The sequence below is a fragment of the Butyrivibrio sp. LB2008 genome (assembly GCF_000621565.1).
Lineage (GTDB): Bacteria > Bacillota > Clostridia > Lachnospirales > Lachnospiraceae > Butyrivibrio.
In genome coordinates, this window is the sequence record NZ_JHXZ01000015.1 from 67,852 (window position 1) to 90,055 (window position 22,204).

General features: G+C 42.2%; 19 protein-coding genes and 1 riboswitch. Of the genes, 18 read left to right on the forward strand and 1 reads right to left on the reverse strand.

The window, feature by feature from the left end; all coding sequences use genetic code 11:
- Positions 1–17 precede the first annotated feature (17 nt).
- The 4 genes from T356_RS0105060 to T356_RS0105080 all read left to right on the forward strand — a co-directional run bounded on the left by T356_RS0105060 (position 18) and on the right by T356_RS0105080 (position 5,253).
- Positions 18–623: a hypothetical protein gene (locus T356_RS0105060; protein ID WP_155838974.1), complete on the forward strand. Its 606-nt coding sequence runs from the start codon at positions 18–20 to the stop codon at positions 621–623.
- A gap of 275 nt (positions 624–898) precedes the next feature.
- Positions 899–1,840, forward strand: coding sequence for a TPR end-of-group domain-containing protein (locus T356_RS0105070; protein ID WP_026513557.1), 942 nt, complete (start codon positions 899–901; stop codon positions 1,838–1,840).
- Positions 1,841–1,975: 135 nt separating this feature from the next.
- A riboswitch (SAM riboswitch) is annotated at positions 1,976–2,096 on the forward strand.
- 92 nt (positions 2,097–2,188) lie between these two features.
- Entirely contained in the window at positions 2,189–3,379 is a 1,191-nt protein-coding gene (metK, locus tag T356_RS0105075; RefSeq protein WP_026513558.1) for a methionine adenosyltransferase, read from the forward strand.
- 101 nt (positions 3,380–3,480) lie between these two features.
- Entirely contained in the window at positions 3,481–5,253 is a 1,773-nt protein-coding gene (locus tag T356_RS0105080) for a hypothetical protein (RefSeq protein ID WP_026513559.1), read from the forward strand.
- 47 nt (positions 5,254–5,300) lie between these two features.
- Here the strand turns inward: T356_RS0105080 and T356_RS0105085 are convergent, their stop codons facing one another.
- On the reverse strand, positions 5,301–8,834 hold the full coding sequence (locus T356_RS0105085) for a DNA polymerase III subunit alpha (RefSeq protein ID WP_026513560.1): 3,534 nt from the start codon (positions 8,832–8,834) through the stop codon (positions 5,301–5,303).
- Positions 8,835–9,023: 189 nt separating this feature from the next.
- Here T356_RS0105085 and pfkA point away from each other — a divergent pair, with 189 nt between their 5' ends.
- The 14 genes from pfkA (at position 9,024) to dusB (ending at position 22,072) form a co-directional block, all read left to right on the forward strand.
- Positions 9,024–9,992 carry a 6-phosphofructokinase gene (gene pfkA, locus T356_RS0105090; protein ID WP_026513561.1) on the forward strand — a complete coding sequence of 323 codons (969 nt, stop codon included), beginning with the start codon at positions 9,024–9,026 and terminating at the stop codon, positions 9,990–9,992.
- 190 nt (positions 9,993–10,182) lie between these two features.
- A complete protein-coding gene (folE, locus tag T356_RS0105095) occupies positions 10,183–10,737 on the forward strand; it encodes a GTP cyclohydrolase I FolE (protein ID WP_026513562.1) in 555 nt (184 codons plus the stop codon).
- Positions 10,738–10,756: 19 nt separating this feature from the next.
- Positions 10,757–11,587 carry a dihydropteroate synthase gene (gene folP, locus T356_RS0105100; RefSeq protein ID WP_026513563.1) on the forward strand — a complete coding sequence of 277 codons (831 nt, stop codon included), beginning with the start codon at positions 10,757–10,759 and terminating at the stop codon, positions 11,585–11,587.
- 16 nt (positions 11,588–11,603) lie between these two features.
- The gene (gene folK, locus T356_RS0105105; protein ID WP_026513564.1) at positions 11,604–12,419 is read left to right on the forward strand and encodes a 2-amino-4-hydroxy-6-hydroxymethyldihydropteridine diphosphokinase; all 816 of its coding nucleotides are present in this window, start codon (positions 11,604–11,606) and stop codon (positions 12,417–12,419) included.
- A 373-nt stretch (positions 12,420–12,792) separates the two neighbouring features.
- On the forward strand, positions 12,793–13,509 hold the full coding sequence (locus tag T356_RS0105110; protein ID WP_026513565.1) for a LytR/AlgR family response regulator transcription factor: 717 nt from the start codon (positions 12,793–12,795) through the stop codon (positions 13,507–13,509).
- Positions 13,506–14,810, forward strand: coding sequence for a sensor histidine kinase (locus T356_RS0105115; protein WP_026513566.1), 1,305 nt, complete (start codon positions 13,506–13,508; stop codon positions 14,808–14,810). The genes T356_RS0105110 and T356_RS0105115 overlap by 4 nt, the downstream gene beginning before the upstream one ends.
- Before the next feature lie 75 nt (positions 14,811–14,885).
- Complete coding sequence (locus T356_RS0105120) at positions 14,886–15,686, forward strand: TrmH family RNA methyltransferase (RefSeq protein ID WP_026513567.1); 801 nt, start codon at positions 14,886–14,888, stop codon at positions 15,684–15,686.
- Positions 15,687–15,691: 5 nt separating this feature from the next.
- Complete coding sequence (proC, locus tag T356_RS0105125) at positions 15,692–16,486, forward strand: pyrroline-5-carboxylate reductase (RefSeq protein WP_026513568.1); 795 nt, start codon at positions 15,692–15,694, stop codon at positions 16,484–16,486.
- A 128-nt stretch (positions 16,487–16,614) separates the two neighbouring features.
- Positions 16,615–17,775, forward strand: coding sequence for a cell wall hydrolase (locus T356_RS0105130; RefSeq protein WP_026513569.1), 1,161 nt, complete (start codon positions 16,615–16,617; stop codon positions 17,773–17,775).
- Positions 17,776–17,874: 99 nt separating this feature from the next.
- Complete coding sequence (gene argF, locus T356_RS0105135; RefSeq protein ID WP_026513570.1) at positions 17,875–18,870, forward strand: ornithine carbamoyltransferase; 996 nt, start codon at positions 17,875–17,877, stop codon at positions 18,868–18,870.
- Positions 18,870–19,688, forward strand: a complete 819-nt coding sequence (locus tag T356_RS0105140) for a biotin--[acetyl-CoA-carboxylase] ligase (RefSeq protein ID WP_051563159.1) — start codon at positions 18,870–18,872, stop codon at positions 19,686–19,688. The genes argF and T356_RS0105140 overlap by 1 nt, the downstream gene beginning before the upstream one ends.
- A gap of 18 nt (positions 19,689–19,706) precedes the next feature.
- Positions 19,707–20,480, forward strand: a complete 774-nt coding sequence (locus tag T356_RS0105145) for a type III pantothenate kinase (RefSeq protein ID WP_026513572.1) — start codon at positions 19,707–19,709, stop codon at positions 20,478–20,480.
- A 21-nt stretch (positions 20,481–20,501) separates the two neighbouring features.
- Positions 20,502–21,092, forward strand: a complete 591-nt coding sequence (locus tag T356_RS0105150) for a DUF6145 family protein (RefSeq protein ID WP_242846556.1) — start codon at positions 20,502–20,504, stop codon at positions 21,090–21,092.
- A complete protein-coding gene (gene dusB / locus T356_RS0105155) occupies positions 21,092–22,072 on the forward strand; it encodes a tRNA dihydrouridine synthase DusB (RefSeq protein ID WP_026513574.1) in 981 nt (326 codons plus the stop codon). Before T356_RS0105150 ends, dusB begins: the two co-directional genes overlap by 1 nt.
- Positions 22,073–22,204 lie beyond the last annotated feature (132 nt).

Consider the following 22,204-nt stretch of genomic DNA (forward strand, 5'->3'; position numbering starts at 1 on the left):
AAGTTATGGAGAATTGGATGGAAAAATTTGAGAAATATTTAAAATATGTGCCTTTGATTTATGCGCTTTATTTGCCTATAAACTTTCTTCTTCATATGTATGAGGCGTTTAACGGATGTATAATGCCTGTTTTCATGTATGCATTGGATTTTGTGCGAGTGCTTGTTATTATTGCATTTTCATACTATCTTGCGAATGCATATACAACAAAGGGGAAATGGCATCCGAGTGGGGACATTATGATATTTGCCGGAGTATCATTTTTGGAATGGATAGTTAATATTGTAATGTCCGGTGTTTATGTTGAATCTTATCGTGATCATACGGGTTTTCTTATATTTTTTGGGATAACGGCACTTGTCGGATACTTCTTTGAATTAAAGGCTTTTTATAAGATAGCTTCAACATTTGATGGTGCACCTGATGCCGGATGGGTAATCTATAATGTAATAGTTTTATTTATAGTTGTTATTGTGATAGCAGGAAGAGAGAACGCAAGCAAAGTATTTACAGTCGTAATTATCGGCAGGGCTTTGATAAGGGCAGTGTTCATAAGAAAAATTGTAAAAAAACAATATAAGACGGAAGCTGTACCAACAGAAAATCCGGGAGAAGGCGAATAGCTTTTTGCTTGACATAGCTTATGCTTTGTATATTAATGAAAGATGTATTAAAAATCTGATAGAAAGCGAGGTGCTTCATTATGAGAAAAAACAGAATGAACAGAAAATCTGAATATCTTTTGAAGACCTCGGTTGCGTTTTAATAGTTATATATAACGATTTTGGCCGTGGCTTAGTTGCTGCGGCCTTTCTTAATAAACGTTGCTCCGACCTTCATAGATATTCATACAAGACCAAGAAACCGATCAACACGAATAATCTATGGAGGAAAATCTATGCGAGATCAAAATGAAGTTTGGCAGAACAATTTATATTTACAGGAAGAGATGCTTTTGGACAGAGCAGTGGAGATATTGGGGGAATCCGATGCACTTGAGGCATATAAATATCTTTTGACCGAAAAAGAAAAAATAAAATGTCAAAGCAGCCAGCTGTACAACTATCTATATTGCCTTAGCGCAGTGGCGGGGAAGAAGGAAGATGCGCTTGCGTGGCTAAAAGAGGCGATAGAAGAAAAAGGTTTTTGGTACAGGCCGGAGGTATTTGACGACAGTGATCTGGAGAGCCTTCGCAGTGAAGCGATTTTTCAAAAATGCAGAAAACTTTCTGAGGAAAGATTTTTGCGGGAATCAGCGAAAGCAAAGACAATATGCACATGGAAAAGTGTAAAAAGCAGGAAACTGGCATTGGTACTGCACGGAAACCAGCAGAATATCGGCATGTGCAGAGCGCATTGGGACGGTATGTCCGATCAAGGATATCAGGTAGAATATGTACAATCCGGGATAGTGGATTCTTATAATCTTTATCGTTGGGATGAAGAAGCGCCAATCCGGCTTGATAAGGTTATTGAGGAAATTCAATGGGATAAGTATGATTCTCGCGTTCTGTGCGGATTTTCGGCAGGTTGCAATGAAATATTAAAAAGTATTAAGTGCGCAAAAATCAAATGTGAGGGAATAGTCTTGGTTTCGCCATGGATACCTGTCATAGAAACCGGCATGGATGAACTGCTTGAATTTATGAAGGATAATTCCATATGGATAGAAGTAATATGTGGGAAAAAAGACGATGATTGTATGACTTTGGCAGAGAGATTTGCGGAAGCGGCAAAAGAAAAAGGTGTACAGGTAAGTACACGGTGGATCGACGGTTTGGGGCATCAATATCCGAATTGCTTTCTTTCCTGTGCCGGTATAGGGAGCGGCAAAGTGTAGAATTATAACATAACGCAAGAAAATGTTTTAGATAAATATTATTATTAATTCTATTGCTTTTGTTGATTTATTATTGTAATATCAAAAGCGAACTTGTTAAAAAGCAAGTTCGCTTTTGTAATTTTATAAGACGTTCTCTTATTCAGAGTGGTGGAGGTACATAGGACCTGTGAAGCCACGGCAACCCCTTGATTTATTCAGGAAGGTGCCAACCTGAGCGTGCATTTCCGTTTTAACGGACGACGAGCAATAAGAGGATCTGAAAATCAATCAGTTCCGCTTGTTTGTGCACGCAAAACAAGCGGTTTTTATTTTTATGGCGCAACAGGCGCAGGAAAGGAAAATAGAATGGATAAATTTATTTTTACTTCAGAGTCAGTAACAGAGGGACATCCCGATAAAATCTGCGATAACATCTCAGACGCAATCCTTGATGCTTGCATGGCAGAGGATCCTATGAGCCGTGTTGCTTGTGAGACAGCTACTTGCACAGGTTTCGTGCTTATCACAGGTGAGATCACAACAAAGGCTAACGTTGATTATGCTAAGATCGCAAGAGAGACAATCAAAGAGATCGGTTATGATGATTCAGCAAAGGGATTCGACGGAAATACATGTGCTGTATTCGTAGCTCTTGATCAGCAGTCGGCAGACATCGCTATGGGTGTTGATAAGGCTCTTGAAGCCAGAGAGAACCAGATGACAGATGAGCAGATCGAAGCAATCGGTGCCGGCGATCAGGGTATGATGTTCGGATATGCTACAAACGAGACAGAAGAGTATATGCCTTACGCAGTAAGCCTTGCTCACAAGCTTACAAAGAAGCTTACAGAAGTTAGAAAGAACGGAACACTTCCTTATCTCAGAGCAGACGGTAAGAGCCAGGTTTCTGTAGAGTATGATGAGAACGGAAAGCCTATCCGTCTCGAAGCTATCGTAATCTCAACTCAGCATGATGAGAAGGTTACACAGGAGCAGATCCACGAGGACATCAGAAAGCAGGTTATCGACGCTATCGTTGATCCTAAGATGGTTGATGACAACACAAAGATCTACATCAATCCTACAGGACGTTTCGTAATCGGCGGACCTCAGGGTGACGCAGGACTTACAGGACGTAAGATCATCGTTGACACATACGGCGGAGCAGCTCGTCACGGCGGCGGTGCTTTCTCAGGAAAAGACTGCACAAAGGTTGACCGTTCAGCAGCTTATGCAGCAAGATACGTTGCAAAGAACATCGTTGCAGCAGGACTTGCAGACAGAGCAGAGATCCAGCTTTCATATGCTATCGGTGTAGCACAGCCTACATCAATCCTTGTAGATACATTCGGAACAGGTAAGGTTTCAGATGAGAAGCTTACAGAGGCAGTTCGTAAGGTATTCGATCTTCGTCCTGCAGGAATCATCAAGATGCTTGACCTTCGTCGTCCTATCTACAAGCAGACAGCAGCTTACGGACACTTCGGACGTAACGACCTCAATCTTCCTTGGGAGCAGACAAACAAGGTTGATGAGCTTAAGGCAGCAGTACAGTAATTAAGAAGAGAATTTAATATTTTTTCTAATAAAGGGGTTGAGACAGCAGTTGTTTTTTGCGATAACTGTCTTGACTCCTTTTTATGTTTAAGGGGAGCGTTATGAAAAATAATAAAGAAAAGAATCCACTTTTACTTTTTATTGTGCTTGTTATGATTGGCGTATGTGTGTTAATGGTAAACGGAAAACATCGTTCTGATAAAAAAAGTGCGCGTATGAACGAAGATTCTCCTGAAGAGATTGTTAATATAATTGATGATACGATTACACATTTAAATACGGAAACAACTCCCAGAAAAATTATGGGTGCTTCGGAAGAAAAGATTAAATTTGCCGGGCTGATTGAGGTAACCGGAGAGTATAGCTATTCGAATATTAGGCTTACAGGACCGAATATAAAATCGGATAATACCGACCAAGATAGTGAGACTTGCCAGGGCAAAATGGAATACACCGGAGTAAGAGATGCAGAAGGCAATACTTCAAGTATTCTTATGGGAAATGTAGATTATGTGAAAGATGTGCATTTTGGATATTTGGGTACTCCGGATCCCGCAAAAGAAAGTAAAGAAGTACGCTATGAATATTACAAGGAAAATATAGGGGGAAATGCCAGAGATTCGCTTATATACTACGGAAGCGGAGATATCTGCGACAAAATCAATATAGAAAAGATTATTGCGCCTGACGTGTCACAGCTTGTTGTAAAAAGTGCTACTGTTTCAGATGGGCATATAGTTATCGAAGTAGTCGGTACAGCTGATTCGGCATTTGATGGGATTGGTTCCCAAATCAAGGGGAAGAGTGTGATCGACAGAGCTACATATGTTTTTGATGCAAGCACTTCTGATCTTAAGCGGGTTGTAGTGTCCGGAATAGACGTAGATGATCGTTCTGAAGAAATAACTATTGGCGATATTAAATGTCAACGTGAGGATGTCAGAACAGAAACTTTTGAGGCTGCATTGAACATAAATAACATTTCAAAAACTCCTTCTGAGATGATTCCGTTTCCGGATATTGTTTCTCCAAATGGAAACATAAATGACCTGATCAAGAATGAAGTTGAGTTTAAATACCGTATGGCTGTAACATGTCCATTCCGTAATGGGAGTGACGATTTAGAGGTTATAAGTAATATTTGGAATGATGTTGATTTAAGAAATACAGATCATAAATTCAGTGTTAAAGAGTTGGTGGCTTTGTTAAAGGAAATTGCTCCGAATTATGGATATGACGATGTTGCATGCAGGTATGCGTTGATAAGTATCGATAATTCCGGAGAATATTCTGATGGCATGCTTGTAAAATATGAACTTCTGAATGAAGGCGCTGTAAAATATGTTGTGGTTTTGCCAATAAGATTAGCTGATGGTAAAACGAGTGCAGAATGGTGTATTGGTTTTAAGGGATCGGATCAAGCTGATTTCGGATATGACGGATCTATGGATTTTATACGTGAATATACTGCGGATTGTCAGTGCCATATGAATTATAAGCTTTCCGGCAATGGAGTATTGAATAGGCAGTACGAAGAGATTAAGACAAGCAAGGTGTCGGCTTTGGGGGATAAGGATAATTTGGCTTGTTATCCAAGAATTGAAAGAGCTGCGCTTAAATCTATGGCTGAAACGCTCGATATAGCAGATCTTGCGGGGATTATTCGATTTGATATATATGAAAAAGAAGACAGGCAAATGAACCACTATTACGTGGTAGATTACGATCTTGGTGAGAATAAGATTCAGGAAATGCATGAGAAGTACGGCTTTGAGTTTATTGATCAAAGTTACGTATCATTGAAAATTGAAGCAAACGACTACTTAAGAGATGATAAGGCAGTCGAGTGGAATCAATTCACTGATGAAGAATAATATCAGACGTAAAAAGGGAATGCTGAAATCGGCATTCCCTTAATTTCTTATACTACCTGCACATTGTCTTTTCCCGCGAGCTCTTCCAAGCGCTCGATCATCATCTTATCTGCTTTTATCGTAGCGGAGCGTCCGAGTTTCTTGATCTGCTTGGTGTCTTTTAAGAATATCGCGATCTCATCGCGTCCGTCGGAGTCTGCGATGATGCGCTTAAGTTCCGGATCTTTTTCTTCATAAGCATTCTTGTTGTCAAATCTTAGCCACACAGTCCTTGGTATCTCATCAAAAAGAGTAACTTTCTGCGCGATTAGTTTGGCGTCGCGGTCATCCTCTACTGAAACGCGGCCTTCGATGAAGACTTTGGCATCTGCGTCAAGGCGCGGTGCGTTTGCTTCGTAGGTCTTTGGGAATACGATTACTTCGATACTTCCGACAAGATCTTCGACGGTAAGAAAAGCCATGATCTGATCGTTCTTTGTATATTTGATTTTCTTATCGCTTATGATGCCGCCGATGATTGCTTTTTCGTTGTCTCTTACCGCGGGCTCGCCCGTTTCATCGTCCAGATAAAAGTCTGCAGTGGTATTCGAGATTCTCTTTTTCCACATCGAAATGTAATCATCGAGAGGATGGCCTGAAACGTAGATTCCAAGGACATCTTTTTCAAATTCGAGAAGGAGCTCCCTCGGGAATTCGCCTACATCGGGAAGCGGAACTTCGTACTGCTTCTTGTCATCTTCGCTTACTATGTCGAAAAGAGTCATCTGTCCTGCCATTGAGTTTCTTCCGGTGTTATGCAGGCGGTCCATGATCTGCGCATAGACAGTCATTAGCTGCTTTCTCGTACCGGGGAAACTGTCGAAGGCACCTGCTTTTATAAAGTTCTCAATAGCTCTTTTGTTTACATCGGTATCCTTGCCCTGCATGCGGGTGAGGAAGTCGTTTATATCCTTGAATTTCCCGCGCACCGAACGCTCTTTTACAATAGCGGCGATAGCCGGATAGCCGACGCCTTTGATTGCTGTAAGGGCGTAGTGGATAGCTTTCTTCTTGGAGGGAGCGCTACCGGTAGTATTATTAACTAAATCGCCTTCATCTGCACCAATCTCAGTTACTGAGAAACCTTCAAAACCTTCATTGATATCAGGCGGAAGGAGAGTAATATTCATATTCCTGCAGCTCATAATATATCCCGAAACCTTACCGGGATTATCAATAACGGAAGTCATAAGAGCTGCCATAAATTCCACGGGATAATAGCATTTAAGCCATGCCGTCTGAAGCGCGACAACCGCGTAGCAGGCAGCGTGGGATTTATTAAAAGCATACTTTGCAAAGTCCATCATGGAATCATAGATCGCATTTGCGATTTCAGGTGCAATGCCCTTTGAAGCACAACCCGGAACGTTCTCTTCGGGATTTCCGTTTACGAAGTTGGCTCTTTCAACCTCCATTACGTGCTGTTTCTTTTTACTCATGGCACGACGAACAAGGTCGGCACGGCCTAAGGTATAGCCGCCGAGCTGCTGAACTATCTGCATAACCTGCTCCTGATATACGATACAACCGTAAGTCGGCTTAAGAATCGGCTCAAGCTCAGGTGTGAGATAGCTGATAGAACCGGCATCGTTCTTTCCTGAAATGTACTTCGGGATGAAGTCCATCGGGCCCGGACGGTACAGGGAAATTCCCGCGATGATATCTTCGAGAGACTTGGGCTTGAGCTCTTTCATGAAAGCCTGCATTCCGCCGGATTCAAGCTGAAATATACCGTCGCACTTACCGCTGCCTATAAGAGCAAGTACTGCGGGATCGTTGTAGTCTATTTTATCAATATCTATGAAGTTGGCATCGCCTTTCTTGGAGCCCAAAGATTCATTTGCAAAGCGGACGGCGTCCTTGATTACAGTAAGGGTGCGAAGCCCCAAAAAGTCCATCTTAAGAAGTCCCAGTTCTTCTATGGTTGTCATGGTGAACTGAGTTGTGATATTTCCTTCGGCCGAGCGCGAGAGCGGAACGAGGTCTTCTGCGGGAGCCTGACAGATAACGACTCCGGCGGCGTGGATCGAAGTGTGCCTCGGGAGACCTTCAAGCTTCTTGCACATGTCGATAAGCTTGTGGACTGTTTCTTCAGACTCGTACCTGCTTCGAAGCTCGGGATTCATCTCAAGAGCTCTGCTAAGTGTCATGTTGAGCTCGTTTGGGATCATCTTGGAAATCTGATCGCCGTAGCTGTAGGGAAGATCCATTACTCTGGCGACATCCCTTATAACACCTTTTGCGGCGAGCGTACCGAAGGTTATGATCTGTACAACTTTATCTGCACCGTATTTTTCGGTGACGTAGTCAATAACGTCCTGCCTTCTTTCGTACTCGAAATCCACATCGATATCGGGCATGGATACACGTTCCGGGTTAAGGAAACGCTCGAAGAGTAGATCATACTTGATAGGATCGATATTTGTTATATGCATACAATAGGAAACAATGCTTCCTGCGGCAGAACCTCTTCCGGGACCGACTGCAATGCCGTTTTCGCGGCAGTAGTTGATATAGTCCCATACAATAAGGAAGTAATCGACATAGCCCATCCTCTTGATGACGCCAAGTTCGTAGTCGAGCTTTTTCTTAAGAGTGCCGTCATCACCGGGATAACGCTCATTAAGTCCGTCAAGACACAGCTTATTTAGATACGTCCAGGAATCATATCCTTCCGGAACCTCGAAATGAGGGAGCTTTGTAACGCCGAACTCGATCTCGACATTACATCTTTCCGCAATCTTCGCGGTGTTGTCAATTGCCTGCTGTGCATATGGAAAAAGAGCTCTCATTTCCTCTTCGCTCTTTACGTAGTACTGACCGCCCTCATAGCGCATACGGTCCTCGTCGGAAACTTTTTTGCCCGTCTGGATACAGAGAAGAAGGTCGTGTGCCTCCGCGTCATCCGCATAAGTGTAGTGACAGTCGTTTGTTGCGACAAGAGGGATATCAAGCTCCTGCGAAAGAGACAGAAGGGCACTGTTCACCGTTCTCTGAGCCGGAATTCCGTGATCCTGCAGCTCTAAGAAAAAATTGCCGTGTCCGAATATGTTGTCGAGTCTCAAAGCGGCCTCTTTTGCCTTAGCGGGAGTTCCCTTAATGATATTGCGGGGGATTTCACCTGCAAGACAGGCACTGAGGCAGATGAGCCCTTCGTGATACTGCTCAAGAAGCTCCATATCAACTCGGGGCTTGTAATAATAGCCTTCGGTAAAGCCGCGGCTTACGATGTGCGAGAGATTGGCGTAACCTGTATTGTTCTCGGCAAGAAGAACGAGGTGATAATAGCGCTCGTCCATGCTTCCGGTTTCTTTGTCGAACCTGGAGCCGGGTGCAACGTATACCTCGCAACCAAGGATAGGATTGATTCCTGCATCCTTGCATGCTTTATAGAAGTCAATAACACCGTACATGACGCCGTGATCTGTAATGGCTCCTGAGGTCATGCCGAGCTCTTTAAGGCGCTTAACATATTCTTTAATTTTATTGGAACCGTCCAAAAGACTGTATTCTGTGTGGACGTGAAGATGCGAAAATGCCATAGTACTACTCCCTGTTTTTCAGATGAAAAAATTATAACATAAGAAATAAAAAAAATTATGAAAACGGTGCGCCAATCATTGCATTTTAAAAAAAATTGCTCTAATATATGAAAAGAGTATGTCAATAAATTGTCAAATGTAACGTTTGGCACTTTTAGGGTTTAATCTATAGAAATCGAGGAAATAATTATGGCAAAGCAGATCAAAACAATCGGCGTACTGACTAGTGGTGGCGATGCACCGGGAATGAACGCAGCCATCAGAGCAGTTGTACGTAAGTCACTTGCGAACGGTCTCAAGGTAAAGGGAATCAAAAAAGGTTACATGGGACTTCTCAATGAAGAGATTGAGGATATGGACAGAAGAAGCGTATCCGATATCATTCAGCGCGGCGGAACTGTTCTTGGAACAGCACGTTGTATGGAATTCACAACTCCCGAGGGACAGGCTAAGGGCGCTGAGATCTGCCGTAAGCACGGCATTGACGGTATAGTCGTTATCGGTGGTGACGGTTCATACCGCGGAGCTCAGAAACTTTCTCAGCAGGGTATCAACACAGTAGGTATCCCCGGAACAATCGACCTTGATATTTCATGCACAGATTACACAATAGGTTTTGATACAGCTATCAACACCGCTATGAGTGCTATAGATAAGATCAGAGATACATCATCATCTCACGAGAGAGTAAGCGTTGTTGAGGTTATGGGACGTCATGCCGGATACATCGCTCTTTGGTGCTCGATTGCCAACGGTGCAGATGATATACTTCTTCCTGAGAAGTATGATTACAACGAGCAGCGTATTATTGACAACATTATTGATAATCGTAAGAAGGGTAAGACACACCATATCATCGTAAATGCTGAGGGTATCGGTCACTCAACATCAATGGCCCGTCGTATTGAGGCTGCTACAGGTCTTGAGACAAGAGCAACAATCCTCGGATACATGCAAAGAGGCGGAAGCCCTACATGTAAGGACCGTGTTTATGCATCTATGATGGGATGCTATGCCGCAGACATCCTCGCTGCCGGCAAGACTAACAGAGTTGTTGGTTACAGAAACGGTCAGTTCGTAGATTATGATATTGATGAAGCTCTTGCAATGAAGAAGAATATCAATGAGTACATGTATGAGATCGCTCGTATTCTTTGATGAAAAACAAAATAGATAGTAGGTTTGCCCCTTATCGGTTAATTCGGTAAGGGGTTTCATATATGCAAAAAAGTAACAATTTATTCGTTCACGAAAAAAATCTGTTGTTTACTCGATAGGGATTGACCGCAAAAGCGTAATGTACTAGCCTTGTTGGTGGATTATAAACAAAATATATGTGGGTGGAGAAATGATCAACAAAGAAAAGATTGAGAAAGCAGTCAGATTGTTGCTTGAAGGGATTGGGGAAGATGCTGCGAGACCGGGGCTTGAGGATACTCCGGACAGAGTGGCAAGAATGTATGAAGAGATTCTTTCGGGATATGAGGATAGTGCCGAAAGACATCTTGAGAAAACTTTCCCTGTCACGGACAGCGGAATGATCGTTGAGAAAGATATTCAATTTTATTCTTTGTGCGAGCACCATCTTCTTCCGTTCTTTGGTAAGGTGCATATCGCGTATGTTCCGGTAGATGAAGTTGTCGGCATCAGTAAGCTGGCACGAACAGTTGAGGTATTTGCAAGAAGGCTCCAGATTCAGGAGCAGATGACGGGACAGATTGCCGATGCTATTGCCGGGAATCTCAAGACAAAAGGCGTTATAGTTTATGTAGAGGCTGAGCATATGTGCGTTTCTATGCGAGGAATAAAGAAAAGCGGAAGTAAGACTGTCACAGTTGCAGCGAGAGGCTGCTTTGAGAACGACCGGGATTTAAGAGACACTTTTTTTAAAATGATCTGTTAAAAAATTGACGGGGGAGAAAATGAGGATAGGGAAAAGAGTTTTTGATCTTGACGCGGGTAAATCGCTGATCATGGGAATTTTGAACGTCACTCCCGATTCTTTTTCGGACGGTGGAAAATACTTCGATGTGGATAGCGCGCTTTTACAGACAGAGCAGATGATAAAAGACGGCGCAGACATTATAGATGTAGGAGGAGAATCAACACGGCCGGGATATACTAAGATATCGTGGCAGGATGAAGTAGAAAGAATCGAGCCTGTAATCGGGGCGATAAAAGCTAGATTTGATGTGCCTGTCTCTGTTGATACCTATAAATGGCAGGTTGCAGATGCGGCAATAGCATGCGGTGCAGATATGATAAATGACATTTGGGGACTTGATTATTACGACGATCCCGAGCATCATATGGCACAAGTAGTTGCTGACGCAGGCATTCCGGTATGTATCATGCATAACAAATCCGACAGGATAATAAGCATGGACAGGGATACTTTTAACCGGGAAATAATTGCAGATATGATAAAGAGAATAGGGATAGCCACGGAAAACGGCGTAAAGGATGAAAATATTATCCTTGATCCGGGAGTTGGTTTTGCCAAGAATCTTGAAGAAAATATCTGGTGTATTTCTCTTATAAGAGAACTTAAGAGTTTGGGATATCCGGTGCTTTTGGGGATATCCAACAAGTCGATAGTCGGCAAGATAACAGGCCTTGAAGTTGATCAGAGAAAAGAAGGAACGATAGCTCTCAATGTTCTCGGAAGAGAGTATGGCAGCAGAATTTTCAGAGTGCATGATGTTCTTGCAAACAAACGTGCACTTACTGTTGCAGACAGTATCTGTGGATAGAGAAGGAGGGGAAAGTATGGATTGCATTAGGATTGTTGATCTCGAGATTTACGCTAATCACGGACTTTTAAAAGAAGAAAACACACTTGGGCAAAAATTTCTCATTTCCGCCAATCTGTATCTGGATACGAGAAAAGCCGGAATTTGCGACGATATGGAGTTATCCGTGGATTACAATGAGGTATGTCATCTCATATATGATTATGTTAAGGACAATACGTTTGGACTTATAGAGACTGTGAGTGAGGAACTTGCTGAAGAGATACTTATCAGTTTTCCTATTCTTGAAAAAGTAGATGTAGAGGTAAAAAAGCCATGGGCACCTATCGGCCTTCCTCTGAGCTACGTGTCTGTTGACATTACAAGAGGATGGCATACGGCGTACCTGTCAATCGGTTCCAATATGGGAGAAAAAGAAAAGAACCTGACAGGAGCTATTAGCGAACTGTCGAAAGACATGCTTATACGAGTATGTAAGCAGTCGCAATTTATTACAACCAAACCATATGGAAATGAAGATCAGGAAGATTTTTTGAACGGTGTTCTTGAAATAAAAACTCTTTACACTCCCGAAGAGCTTCTTGATAAGATCCATGATGTTGAGAGAATGTTCGGAAGAGTCAGAGATGTACACTGGGGACCGAGAACTCTCGATCTTGATATAATCATGTACGATCATCTTGTAATGAAGAGCGAAAGACTTACGATTCCTCATGCAGATATGCAGAATAGGGAATTTGTACTTAAACCGCTTGCTGAGATAAGTTCGCAACTTGTTCATCCGGTCTTCAAGAAGACTGTGGGACAGATGCTTATGGAAGTACAAGCATAAAAAATAAGAATAAAATCATAATAAAATAAAACCACGAAGAGCCGCATGAGTAAGAATACTCTTACAGCCCTTCGTGGTTTTATTTTGGGAAAGATCAATGTCCTGAGATCCAATCCCAAATATCATAATAGTACATCATTGTGGTCTTTGTCCGTTTCCCCTTTCCTTTTTCCCCTCGAAAAAATAATTCTTTGTGTTAGAGTATAATATTGTCGAAAAAAAGAAAAGAATGATTTAGTAAATGACATATTTTTTGTGTAAATGACATAAAAACTAGTGGTCAAAAATTGCTGTTGTGAACGTTGTAGGCGTATTCACTATATGTTAGTATAGTATCAATGAGCTTTCTCAAGTAAATTTGGGAGGTGGCAATATGGTGAATTTTAGTGTTGGTATATGCGACGACGATCCGAAATGTCATCGCAAGATCATGGAAATATGCGAGAAGCATTTTGCTGACAAAGGTATCAATTACGAGATTAGTTCTTATTTTTCCGGCGAAGAAGTGATTAATGAGCACGATAAATCCATTGATTTGCTTTTTCTTGACGTTGAGATGGAGGGCATTGACGGCCTTAATGTAATGCATAAGGCTGAAAAGATGCAGAATATCCATTGCATTGTCTTTGTTTCCGCTCATTCTGAAGCGGTATGGGATTCTTTTGGTTATAAAACGAGAGGATTTGTTCAAAAACCTGTTAATAAAGATAAAATTTGTAAATATCTCGATCAGGCATATGAGAACAAGAAAAATGATTCTTTTATAGATTTTCCAAATTATAGCGGTTCGGTTTTTTATAAGAAATCAGACATTGTATACGTTAAGTCGGATTCTAATTACGCGATTTTATATCTTGGAGATAGCGAAAAAATAATAACGTGCACACTCAAGGAATGCGAGAAGAAACTCGGAGGTATGCCTTTTTTGAGGGTGCACAGATCCTACATTGTCAATCTGAATCATATCAAAAATATTACCGGCGAAACGGTATGTTTCAAAGACGGATCGGCAATAAGGATAGGTAGAAGTTACAGGGAAAAAGTGAGAAAAGGTTACAATGATTATCTGTTGGGTGAGTTGAAAAAATGAACGAGAGTATTGCTGTAGTAGTTTACTGTATATTGGATATGCTTAAGTACTATTTTTGCCTGATATATGTATTTGACATACATATAACGCGCAGAAAATATTCGGTCTTTGCACTGATCGCGACTGCTTCAGTTTTATGCGGTCTTGGTTTTAAAATGGGCAAAGGTGCGGATATATGCTACGCGCTACCTAATGTTTTTATGCTCTTTTTTGTTTTTTTGATCCAAAGAGGAGAAAGACTAAAAGGAGTATTGTATGTCGTTTTGTCGTGGATAATCATGGATTCGCTGACACAGGTGATCAGATTATTTGCATCGACTATTGGATTCGGAAATGAAGTTCTTTTAAAGAGGCTGGAGTGGGGGGCACTTAACGCAAAGATTTGTGCTATTTTAGTGGTAATTCTTTATCATGGAATAGTTAATATTTTAATACGAAAAAAAGTTCGCTACACAATTCAGACAGCTCAGTGGGGAATGATATTTGTGTTCTTCTTTGGAATGGTATTGATTATTCCGCCCCTGAAAGATATGGGCATGGGAAAAGAACTTTCTTCGTCAGAGTATTTAAAAATGTGCATTTCGTTGTTTCTTGTGATGTTTCTTTTTATCGGAGTCATGTTTTGGCAGAGCTATATCATTAAAAAGAATATCAGCATGAGAGAACGTGAGATCAGATATCAGTATGTGGTAAAGTCGCAGGCGGCGTATTTTGATGGCCTTTTAAAAGACTATGATGAGATCAGAAAGTTCAGACATGATATGAAGGCGCATGTAACGGCACTTTCGGAACTTGCCATGGATAGCAAAGATGAAAAGATAATGGAGTATCTGAAGGCTATCGATGCTAAGCTTGCAAGTTCGGGAATAAAGAATTACACAGGAAACAAGGCTGTTGATGCGGTCATAAATGAACTTGCCAAGAATATGGAAGAAGCTAAGATCAAATTTGAATACGAGGGAGTTCTCAGAAAAAGAGAAGACATCCTTGATTTTGATTTTTGCACGATTTTTTACAATGTTCTTCAGAATGCAATTGAGGCATCAAAAGCACTTGATGAGTCTGTTCGTGAGGTTTGTGTTGAAGTAAAAAATGTCGGTGACAAAGCAGGCATACTTATAAGTAACAATACAACTCTTAAAAAGCTTCCGCCCGTGAAAGAAGGCCGTTTTACTACCAAGGAAGACAAGGATAATCACGGTTTTGGCATTCAGAATATCAAGGATGTTGTCAAAAAATACGATGGTTTATATGAAGCGCGCGTTGCAGAATCACGTTATATCGTGACTATTGTGATATAAATTCTTTTAATGTGCTATACTGTTTATACACGCTATTATGAATAAGTGTGTATAAAGTGAATAGAAGAGGTACATATGATAAAGAGTCTGAGCAACGAACGTGTACGTAAAGTTGTAAGCTATATACAAAAGAGTAAGGCCAGAAAAGAAAGCGGGGTTTTTGTCATAGAAGGCATGAAAATGCTGAGAGAAGCTCCGGTACTTCAGGTCAGAGAAGTATATGTGACCGAGAAATTTTTAGATGACGCGTCTGAGGAAGACAAAGAGATCCTCTGGCGATACGGAGTTGAGACAGTAACTGCCGAAGTCATGAAGAAGATGGCAGGAACGCAGACACCGCAAGGAGTTTTGGCGGTAGTCGGTATGTATAATTATTCAGAGGAAGAGGTTCTCGAAGGATATAAAGAATTGGGGGATGAGAAGCCTCTTTTACTCATACTTGAGAATATTCAGGATCCCGGAAATCTGGGAACCATGTTGAGATCGTCGGAGGGCGCCGGTGTAACGGGGGTTATATTCAGCAGGGGCTCTGCCGACGTTTATAATCCCAAGGTAATCCGCTCAACTATGGGCTCGATATTCAGAATGCCCTTTATGTACGTGGATGATGTCCCCGCATTTATCGGGAAACTCTCGAAATTGGGCATTAAGACCTATGCGGCGCACCTTAAAGGGAAAAAGAATTATGACCAATTCGATTATACGGAGCCTACGGCATTTCTTATAGGCAACGAAGGCAACGGATTATCCAAGGAGACTGCCGATGCAGCGTCGGAATATGTTCTGATACCGATGAAAGGCAAGGTAGAATCCATGAATGCCGCTACATCCGCGGCAATACTAACATTTGAAGCATCAAGACAGAGGAGGAAATAAAGAAAATGACAATAGGTTTTATCGGACTCGGAAACATGGCAAAGGCTATGATCGGAGGAGTACTTGCCAAGGGACTTTTGGAACAGAGTGAGATCATAGGAACAGCGGCTACAGAAGAAACATGCAAAAAGGTTGCCTCTAAATACGGGATTCAGACACGCAGTTCAAATGCTGCCGTGGCAAAGGAGGCTGACATAATCATTCTTGCTGTTAAGCCTCAGTATTTAAAGGTTGTTATCGCAGATATCATGGACAGCGTTGATGATAGCAAGCTGATTGTCAGCATCGCAGCCGGAAAGACAATAAAGTGGCTTCAGAATGAGTTTGAGAAGCCCGTTAAGATAATTAGAGTTATGCCCAACACACCGGCGCTCGTACTTGAGGGATGTTCGGCAGTTTGCAGGAACGACCTTGTTAGCGATGATGACTACAGTTTTGTAAAAGAGCTGCTTGGAAGCTTCGGAAAAGCATACACTGTACCCGAATCACTTATGGACGTTGTTGTAGGAGTGAGCGGTTCATCACCTGCATATGTATTCTTATTCATCGAAGCTATGGCAGATGCAGCTGTAGAGGGCGGAATGCCCAGAAAACAGGCATATGAGTTCGCTGCGCAGTCTGTTCTCGGAAGTGCCAAGATGGTACTTGAGACCGGTAAGCATCCGGGTGAATTAAAAGACATGGTATGTTCACCTGCGGGAACAACAATTGAAGCTGTTCATGTTCTTGAAGAAAACGGTTTTAGAGGAACCGTGATGAATGCAGTAACCGCCTGCATTGAGAAGAGTAAGAGTCTCTAAAAACAAGCTGAGAAAAAGTACAAAATTTGACAAAAAAAGATATATTTGCTAATATCTCTACTACAGTGTTTTGCAGACGTTAACAAGTCGAAACAAATTTTTAAGGTTATTTTATAGGAAGCAAACGAATGAATAGAGTTATGAAGTTATTCTCGGAGGTGTTGAAGCCTGTATTTACTTGGGCTTTGATCTTTGTAATTTTTATCTCCCAAGGAATAACAGCAGAGGCTAAGAGAAGTTCACTCAGAAGTCGTGCGGGTGAAGGTCTCCGTTCGGCAGGAATATCAAATATTGTCAGTCCTATAGCGCCTCTTGGTGTTGACGACAATTCAACGGAAGCTAGAGTACTTGGGAATCTCGCAAGATCCTCCGAAGCCACAAGTGCTGCATCTTCGAGTACAAATGAAGAGAGCAAGCTTGTAATGTCAAAAGGAGCGGAAGCTACTTACATTTTATCATCGCCTGATGCTGCATCAGATGAGGACAGCAACAAGGTCGGTGTTCTTTACAAGGATTGTGGCGGTAAAATTTTAGAAAGAAAAGACGGATGGACTAAGATCAGTTCCGGCGATGTTATCGGATGGACGGAAGATAAGAATCTTTTGTTTGAAGATGACGCCGAGAAACTTGCATCCGAAGTAGGAAAGCAGATCGTTACGAGTCAGAGCAGTGCACTTAATGTCAGATCGGGAGATTCCGATTCAGCAGATGTTATCGGTGTTCTTTCTGAAAAGACATTCGTAGATATGATCGAAGATCTGGGTAACGGATGGATAGCTGTAGATTATAATGACCGAAAGGGTTATGTTCAGTCCGATTATGTAACTACCGATTTCAAGATCGACCAGGGTGAATCCATGGCAGCGATCAAGATTCGTGAGAATCATAAGAAGGGCAGAGCGGCTGCCACAGCACCTGAACTTAGAGAGAACAGAGGTGCAATGGAGGCAAGTCCCGATGAACTTAAACTTCTTGCAGCACTTATTCAGTGCGAGGCGGGCAATCAGCCATACGATGGCCGAGTTGCAGTCGGAGCGGTTGTTATGAACAGAGTTAAGAGTGGTGCTTATCCCGACACGATTTATGGTGTTATCTATGCATCGGGTCAGTTCACACCGGCACTTAACGGTACAGTTGCCAAAGTTTATGACAGTGGAAAAATATATGATATGAATTATCAGGCTGCTCAGGCAGCGCTTAACGGTGAAACTACCGTAGGTTCCGCACTTCACTTTAGAAGAATCAACGGACGACAGGGAATTATCATCGGTGAGCATGTATTCTGGTGATATTATGAGGGATTGCAGAAATGCAGTCCCTTATTTACAATATAAAGGCAGAGTGTAATAATAGTGCATACATAAAATACCTGAACGGAGGAGCATTACATGAACTTAAAAGGACGCGATTTTTTGAAACTTCTTGATTACACTGCCGAGGAGATTGAATATCTTATCAATCTTGCAGCAGAGCTTAAGAGAAAGAAAAAAGAAGGTATTCTTCACGATGAACTCAGAGGAAAGAATATTGCCCTTGTTTTTGAGAAGACAAGTACGCGTACCAGATGCTCTTTTGAAGTAGCAGCTTCGGATCTTGGAATGGGATCTACTTTCCTCAATCCAACAGACTCTCAGATAGGCAAAAAAGAGAGTATCGCCGATACTGCACGAGTTCTTGCAGGTATGTTCGATGGAATCGAGTACAGAGGCTTTGACCAGGAGATTGTTGAGACTCTTGCAAAGTACAGTAAAGTTCCTGTATGGAACGGACTTACAAATGAGTTCCATCCTACACAGATGCTTGCAGATATGCTGACTATCAAGGAACACTTCGGCAAACTTAAGGGACTTCACCTTGCTTACTTAGGTGATGCGAGATATAACACTGGTAATTCACTCATGGTTGTCTGTGCTAAGCTCGGTCTAGATTTTACCGTTGTATCAAATAAGAAGTATTTCCCCTCAGAGGAACTTGTAAATACATGTAAGGAGATCGCTGCCAAGTCAGGATCTTCCATCAATTTCTGCGAAGATCCCATTGAAGGAACAAAGGGAGCAGACATTGTTTACACAGATATCTGGGTTTCAATGGGTGAGCCCGACAGTATCTGGGAGGAGAGGATAAAAGACCTTCATCCTTATCAGGTTACTATGGATATCATGAAGAATGCGGGAGAAAAGAGCGTATTTATGCACTGCCTTCCTTCATTCCACGACCTCAATACGGTAATCGGAAGAGAGATCAAGGAGAAGTTCGGCCTTGATGAGATGGAAGTTACAGATGAAGTGTTTGAGTCAGACAGGTCAATTGTGTTTGATGAAGCAGAAAACCGCATGCACACTATCAAGGCTGTGATGCTTGCAACAATTAAGGGAAATGAATGATGTTGAATGCAGAAAATATAAGGGGGCAGCTCGATACCAAATGGGCTGCCCAAAACCTTATTTTTAAAGAAGTAACGGAATCTACAAATGATGATGCAAAGATACTCGGAGAAGAGAGTGCACCGCACGGAACACTTGTCGTTGCCGATGTACAGACAAGCGGCAGGGGCTCAAGAGGAAGAAGCTGGGAGACACCCGGAGGCAGTAATATCGCAATGAGCCTTCTTGTGCGCCCGACGGCACCTCCTGACAAGATATCGGTGCTTACACTTATAATGGGGCTTTCAATAGCTCAGGGTGTGGAAGATCTTTTTGCAGACAACGAGGAGTTCGCTGATTTCCCACAGATAAAGTGGCCCAACGACGTAGTTATCGCGGGCAAAAAAATCTGTGGAATACTGACGGAACTACATATGAATAACGATAATACCATCAACAACGTGGTTATCGGAGTCGGAATCAACGCCAATATGAATTCTTTTCCGGAGGAGATCGAAGATATTGCGGGATCGATCTATACCCAGACTGGATTCAAGGTCGACAGGTCAAGCGTTGTGGCGGCCTGTATGAAGAGATTTGAAGAGAATTATGAGAAATTTGAGAAGACCTTTGATCTGTCTCTTTTAAAGGGAGAATATGAGGATAGACTCATAAACAGAGACAGGACGGTTAAGATCATTGATCACAAGGGAGAATACGAAGCTGTTGCCCTGGGAATAGGGGATGATGGTGCACTCAAAGTCAGGACTTCTGACGGAAACGTCATGCATATAAACGCGGGTGAAGTATCTGTGCGCGGATTGTACGGATATGTGTGATTATGAACGGAGGACAATATGATTCTTGTAATTGATGTGGGAAATACCAATATTACTTTTGGCGTTTTTTCGCAGGATGAGCTTGTCAGCTCTTTTAGAATGACTACACAGATGCCCAGAACTTCAGATGAGTTCGGGATTAATCTTTTGACACTGCTTAATTCCAACGGAGTTACAACAGATGATATAGAGGGTGTAATGATCGCAAGCGTTGTGCCTAAGACGATGCACGCTCTTGTCAATGCGATAGAGAAATATATAGGTAAAAAACCTTATATCGTAGGCCCCGGAATCAAGACGGGAATTAAGATCGCAACCGATAATCCAAGAGAGATAGGTCCTGACCTTATTGCGGGTGCTGTGGGAGCCTTTGAGCTTTACGGCGGACCTGTTATGATAATTGATTTCGGAACTGCGACAACATACGTTACAGTGAACGCAGAGGGCGAATTCTTTGCGGGAGTTGTGGCTCCCGGAATCGGAATATCTGCAAAAGCGCTCTGGCAGGATACGGCGAAGCTTCCCGAGATAGAGATAGCAAAGCCAAAGAGCATTCTTGCAAAAGAGACCATCTCAAGTATGCAGGCAGGTCTTGTTTACGGACAGATAGGACAGACCAAGTATATAATACAAGAGATGAAAAATGAGGCAGGCATGCCTGAAATGAAGGTTGTAGCGACCGGCGGACTCGGAAGACTGATATCAAATGAGACCGACGAGATCGACATCTACGATCCGATACTTATACTTGAAGGACTTAAGGTTCTTTATGACAAGAACAGAAGAAAATAATAAATGGAGAATTTAGTATAGATGGCAGGTTTTTTTGAGAAATTTAGTAAGAAGTTTGGCTCAGAGTCGGGCTTTGCGGAAGAATATAATGAAGAAATCGGCAGCAGACCCAAATTTTCGGAAGAGTATACTGAGGAAAAGAGCAGCGAGACCGATTTTGAAAAAGAGTACAAAAAAGAATTTCGTGAAGACAACGGAAAAGAAGATCTTCATATAGATAAGATGGATAAGACCAATAAAGGTCGTGTGTTTGAGGAAAATGCAGGAGGAAGAGTTGTTCTATGCGGAGCAAATGCTTATGAGCTTAAGTATTACTTCAATCCTTTATTCAGAGGGATTCCTGAAAGTATAAAAAAAGAACTCAATATTATAAGTGTTCTTTTTACTCAGGAGGCAGGCGGCATATTCACCATACTCTTTGAGGAAGACGGAAGCATCAGCATAGAGACAAATGCTGATGAAGAAGATATCACATACGATGAGATCACAGCGGGACTTCTTGTCAGTGAAGTTAGAAGAAAGAGACAGGACCTCTTTGAGGCTCTTGGATTGTACTACAGAATCTACGTGCTTCACGAAGATCCGAGTGAACTTTTAGGGGAAGATGACTGATGCCCGGATACGGTAAGTTGCAGATTGGCAACGTAACTTTGGAGAACAATATAATATTGGGGCCTATGGCGGGAGTGTCGGATCTGCCTTTCAGGATTCTGTGCCATGAAATGGGCGCGGGGCTTGTATGTATGGAGATGGTGAGCGCCAAGGCCATAATCTACAAGAACAGGAACACGGATATGCTCATAGAAATTCACAAAGATGAGCATCCGGTGTCTTTGCAGCTTTTTGGATCTGAACCTGCTGTAATGCAGGAAGCCGTGGGAATGATCGAGAACAGACCATATGACATCCTTGACATAAATATGGGGTGCCCCGTTCCCAAGGTTGTAAGTAACGGGGAAGGCTCTGCACTTATGAAAAAGCCTGAGCTCATTGAGGAGATAGTTGCCGCTCTTGTCAGAGTTTCTGACAGACCTGTCACGGTTAAGATCAGAAAAGGATTTAACGACAACAGTATAAATGCTGTGGAATGTGCTCTTGCGGCGCAGGAAGGCGGAGCGGAGGCCGTTGCCGTTCATGGAAGGACAAGGGAGCAGTATTATACAGGTGTTGCTGACTGGGATATCATCAGAAAAGTGAAGGAAGCAGTCAGGATTCCCGTTATCGGAAACGGAGATGTCACAGACGGTGAGAGCGCAAAGAGGATGTTCGAAGAGACAGGATGTGACGGAGTAATGGTTGCGAGAGCCGCGCAGGGTAATCCGTTTATCTTTAGGGAGATAAAGAGCTTTTTTGAGACCGGCAAAGCGTGTGACAGACCAAGTGCTGAGGAAGTTTACGACACTGTGATAAGACATGCGGATCTTCAGCTTAAATATAAAGGCGAATATATCGGAATAAGAGAAATGAGAAAACATGTCTCGTGGTATACTTACGGAATGCCCGGAAGTGCCAGGTTCAGAAATGAGATCAATCAGATGACGGATATGGATTCTTTGAAAAAAGCTTGTGAAGCAGTGATGCTTTCTCATTAATGCGGGTAAATATATCATATTTAATAATATTTTTGAAATTGTATTGACAGGCCGATTTCTATGTGATTGACACAGTAAATAATAGACTGTATAATATCCAAGTTAATATAGAATATTGATTTGTATATTTTT

Coding starts and splice junctions, on each gene's coding strand:
- metK (WP_026513558.1), top strand. CDS start 2,189: ATGGATAAATTTATTTTTACTTCAGAGTCAGTAACAGAGGGACATCCC.
- pfkA (WP_026513561.1), top strand. CDS start 9,024: ATGGCAAAGCAGATCAAAACAATCGGCGTACTGACTAGTGGTGGCGAT.
- argF (WP_026513570.1), top strand. CDS start 17,875: ATGAACTTAAAAGGACGCGATTTTTTGAAACTTCTTGATTACACTGCC.
- proC (WP_026513568.1), top strand. CDS start 15,692: ATGACAATAGGTTTTATCGGACTCGGAAACATGGCAAAGGCTATGATC.
- T356_RS0105120 (WP_026513567.1), top strand. CDS start 14,886: ATGATAAAGAGTCTGAGCAACGAACGTGTACGTAAAGTTGTAAGCTAT.
- T356_RS0105080 (WP_026513559.1), top strand. CDS start 3,481: ATGAAAAATAATAAAGAAAAGAATCCACTTTTACTTTTTATTGTGCTT.
- folE (WP_026513562.1), top strand. CDS start 10,183: ATGATCAACAAAGAAAAGATTGAGAAAGCAGTCAGATTGTTGCTTGAA.
- T356_RS0105085 (WP_026513560.1), bottom strand. CDS start 8,834: ATGGCATTTTCGCATCTTCACGTCCACACAGAATACAGTCTTTTGGAC.
- folK (WP_026513564.1), top strand. CDS start 11,604: ATGGATTGCATTAGGATTGTTGATCTCGAGATTTACGCTAATCACGGA.
- folP (WP_026513563.1), top strand. CDS start 10,757: ATGAGGATAGGGAAAAGAGTTTTTGATCTTGACGCGGGTAAATCGCTG.
- T356_RS0105145 (WP_026513572.1), top strand. CDS start 19,707: ATGATTCTTGTAATTGATGTGGGAAATACCAATATTACTTTTGGCGTT.
- T356_RS0105115 (WP_026513566.1), top strand. CDS start 13,506: ATGAACGAGAGTATTGCTGTAGTAGTTTACTGTATATTGGATATGCTT.
- T356_RS0105130 (WP_026513569.1), top strand. CDS start 16,615: ATGAATAGAGTTATGAAGTTATTCTCGGAGGTGTTGAAGCCTGTATTT.
- dusB (WP_026513574.1), top strand. CDS start 21,092: ATGCCCGGATACGGTAAGTTGCAGATTGGCAACGTAACTTTGGAGAAC.
- T356_RS0105110 (WP_026513565.1), top strand. CDS start 12,793: ATGGTGAATTTTAGTGTTGGTATATGCGACGACGATCCGAAATGTCAT.
- T356_RS0105060 (WP_155838974.1), top strand. CDS start 18: ATGGAAAAATTTGAGAAATATTTAAAATATGTGCCTTTGATTTATGCG.
- T356_RS0105150 (WP_242846556.1), top strand. CDS start 20,502: ATGGCAGGTTTTTTTGAGAAATTTAGTAAGAAGTTTGGCTCAGAGTCG.
- T356_RS0105070 (WP_026513557.1), top strand. CDS start 899: ATGCGAGATCAAAATGAAGTTTGGCAGAACAATTTATATTTACAGGAA.
- T356_RS0105140 (WP_051563159.1), top strand. CDS start 18,870: ATGTTGAATGCAGAAAATATAAGGGGGCAGCTCGATACCAAATGGGCT.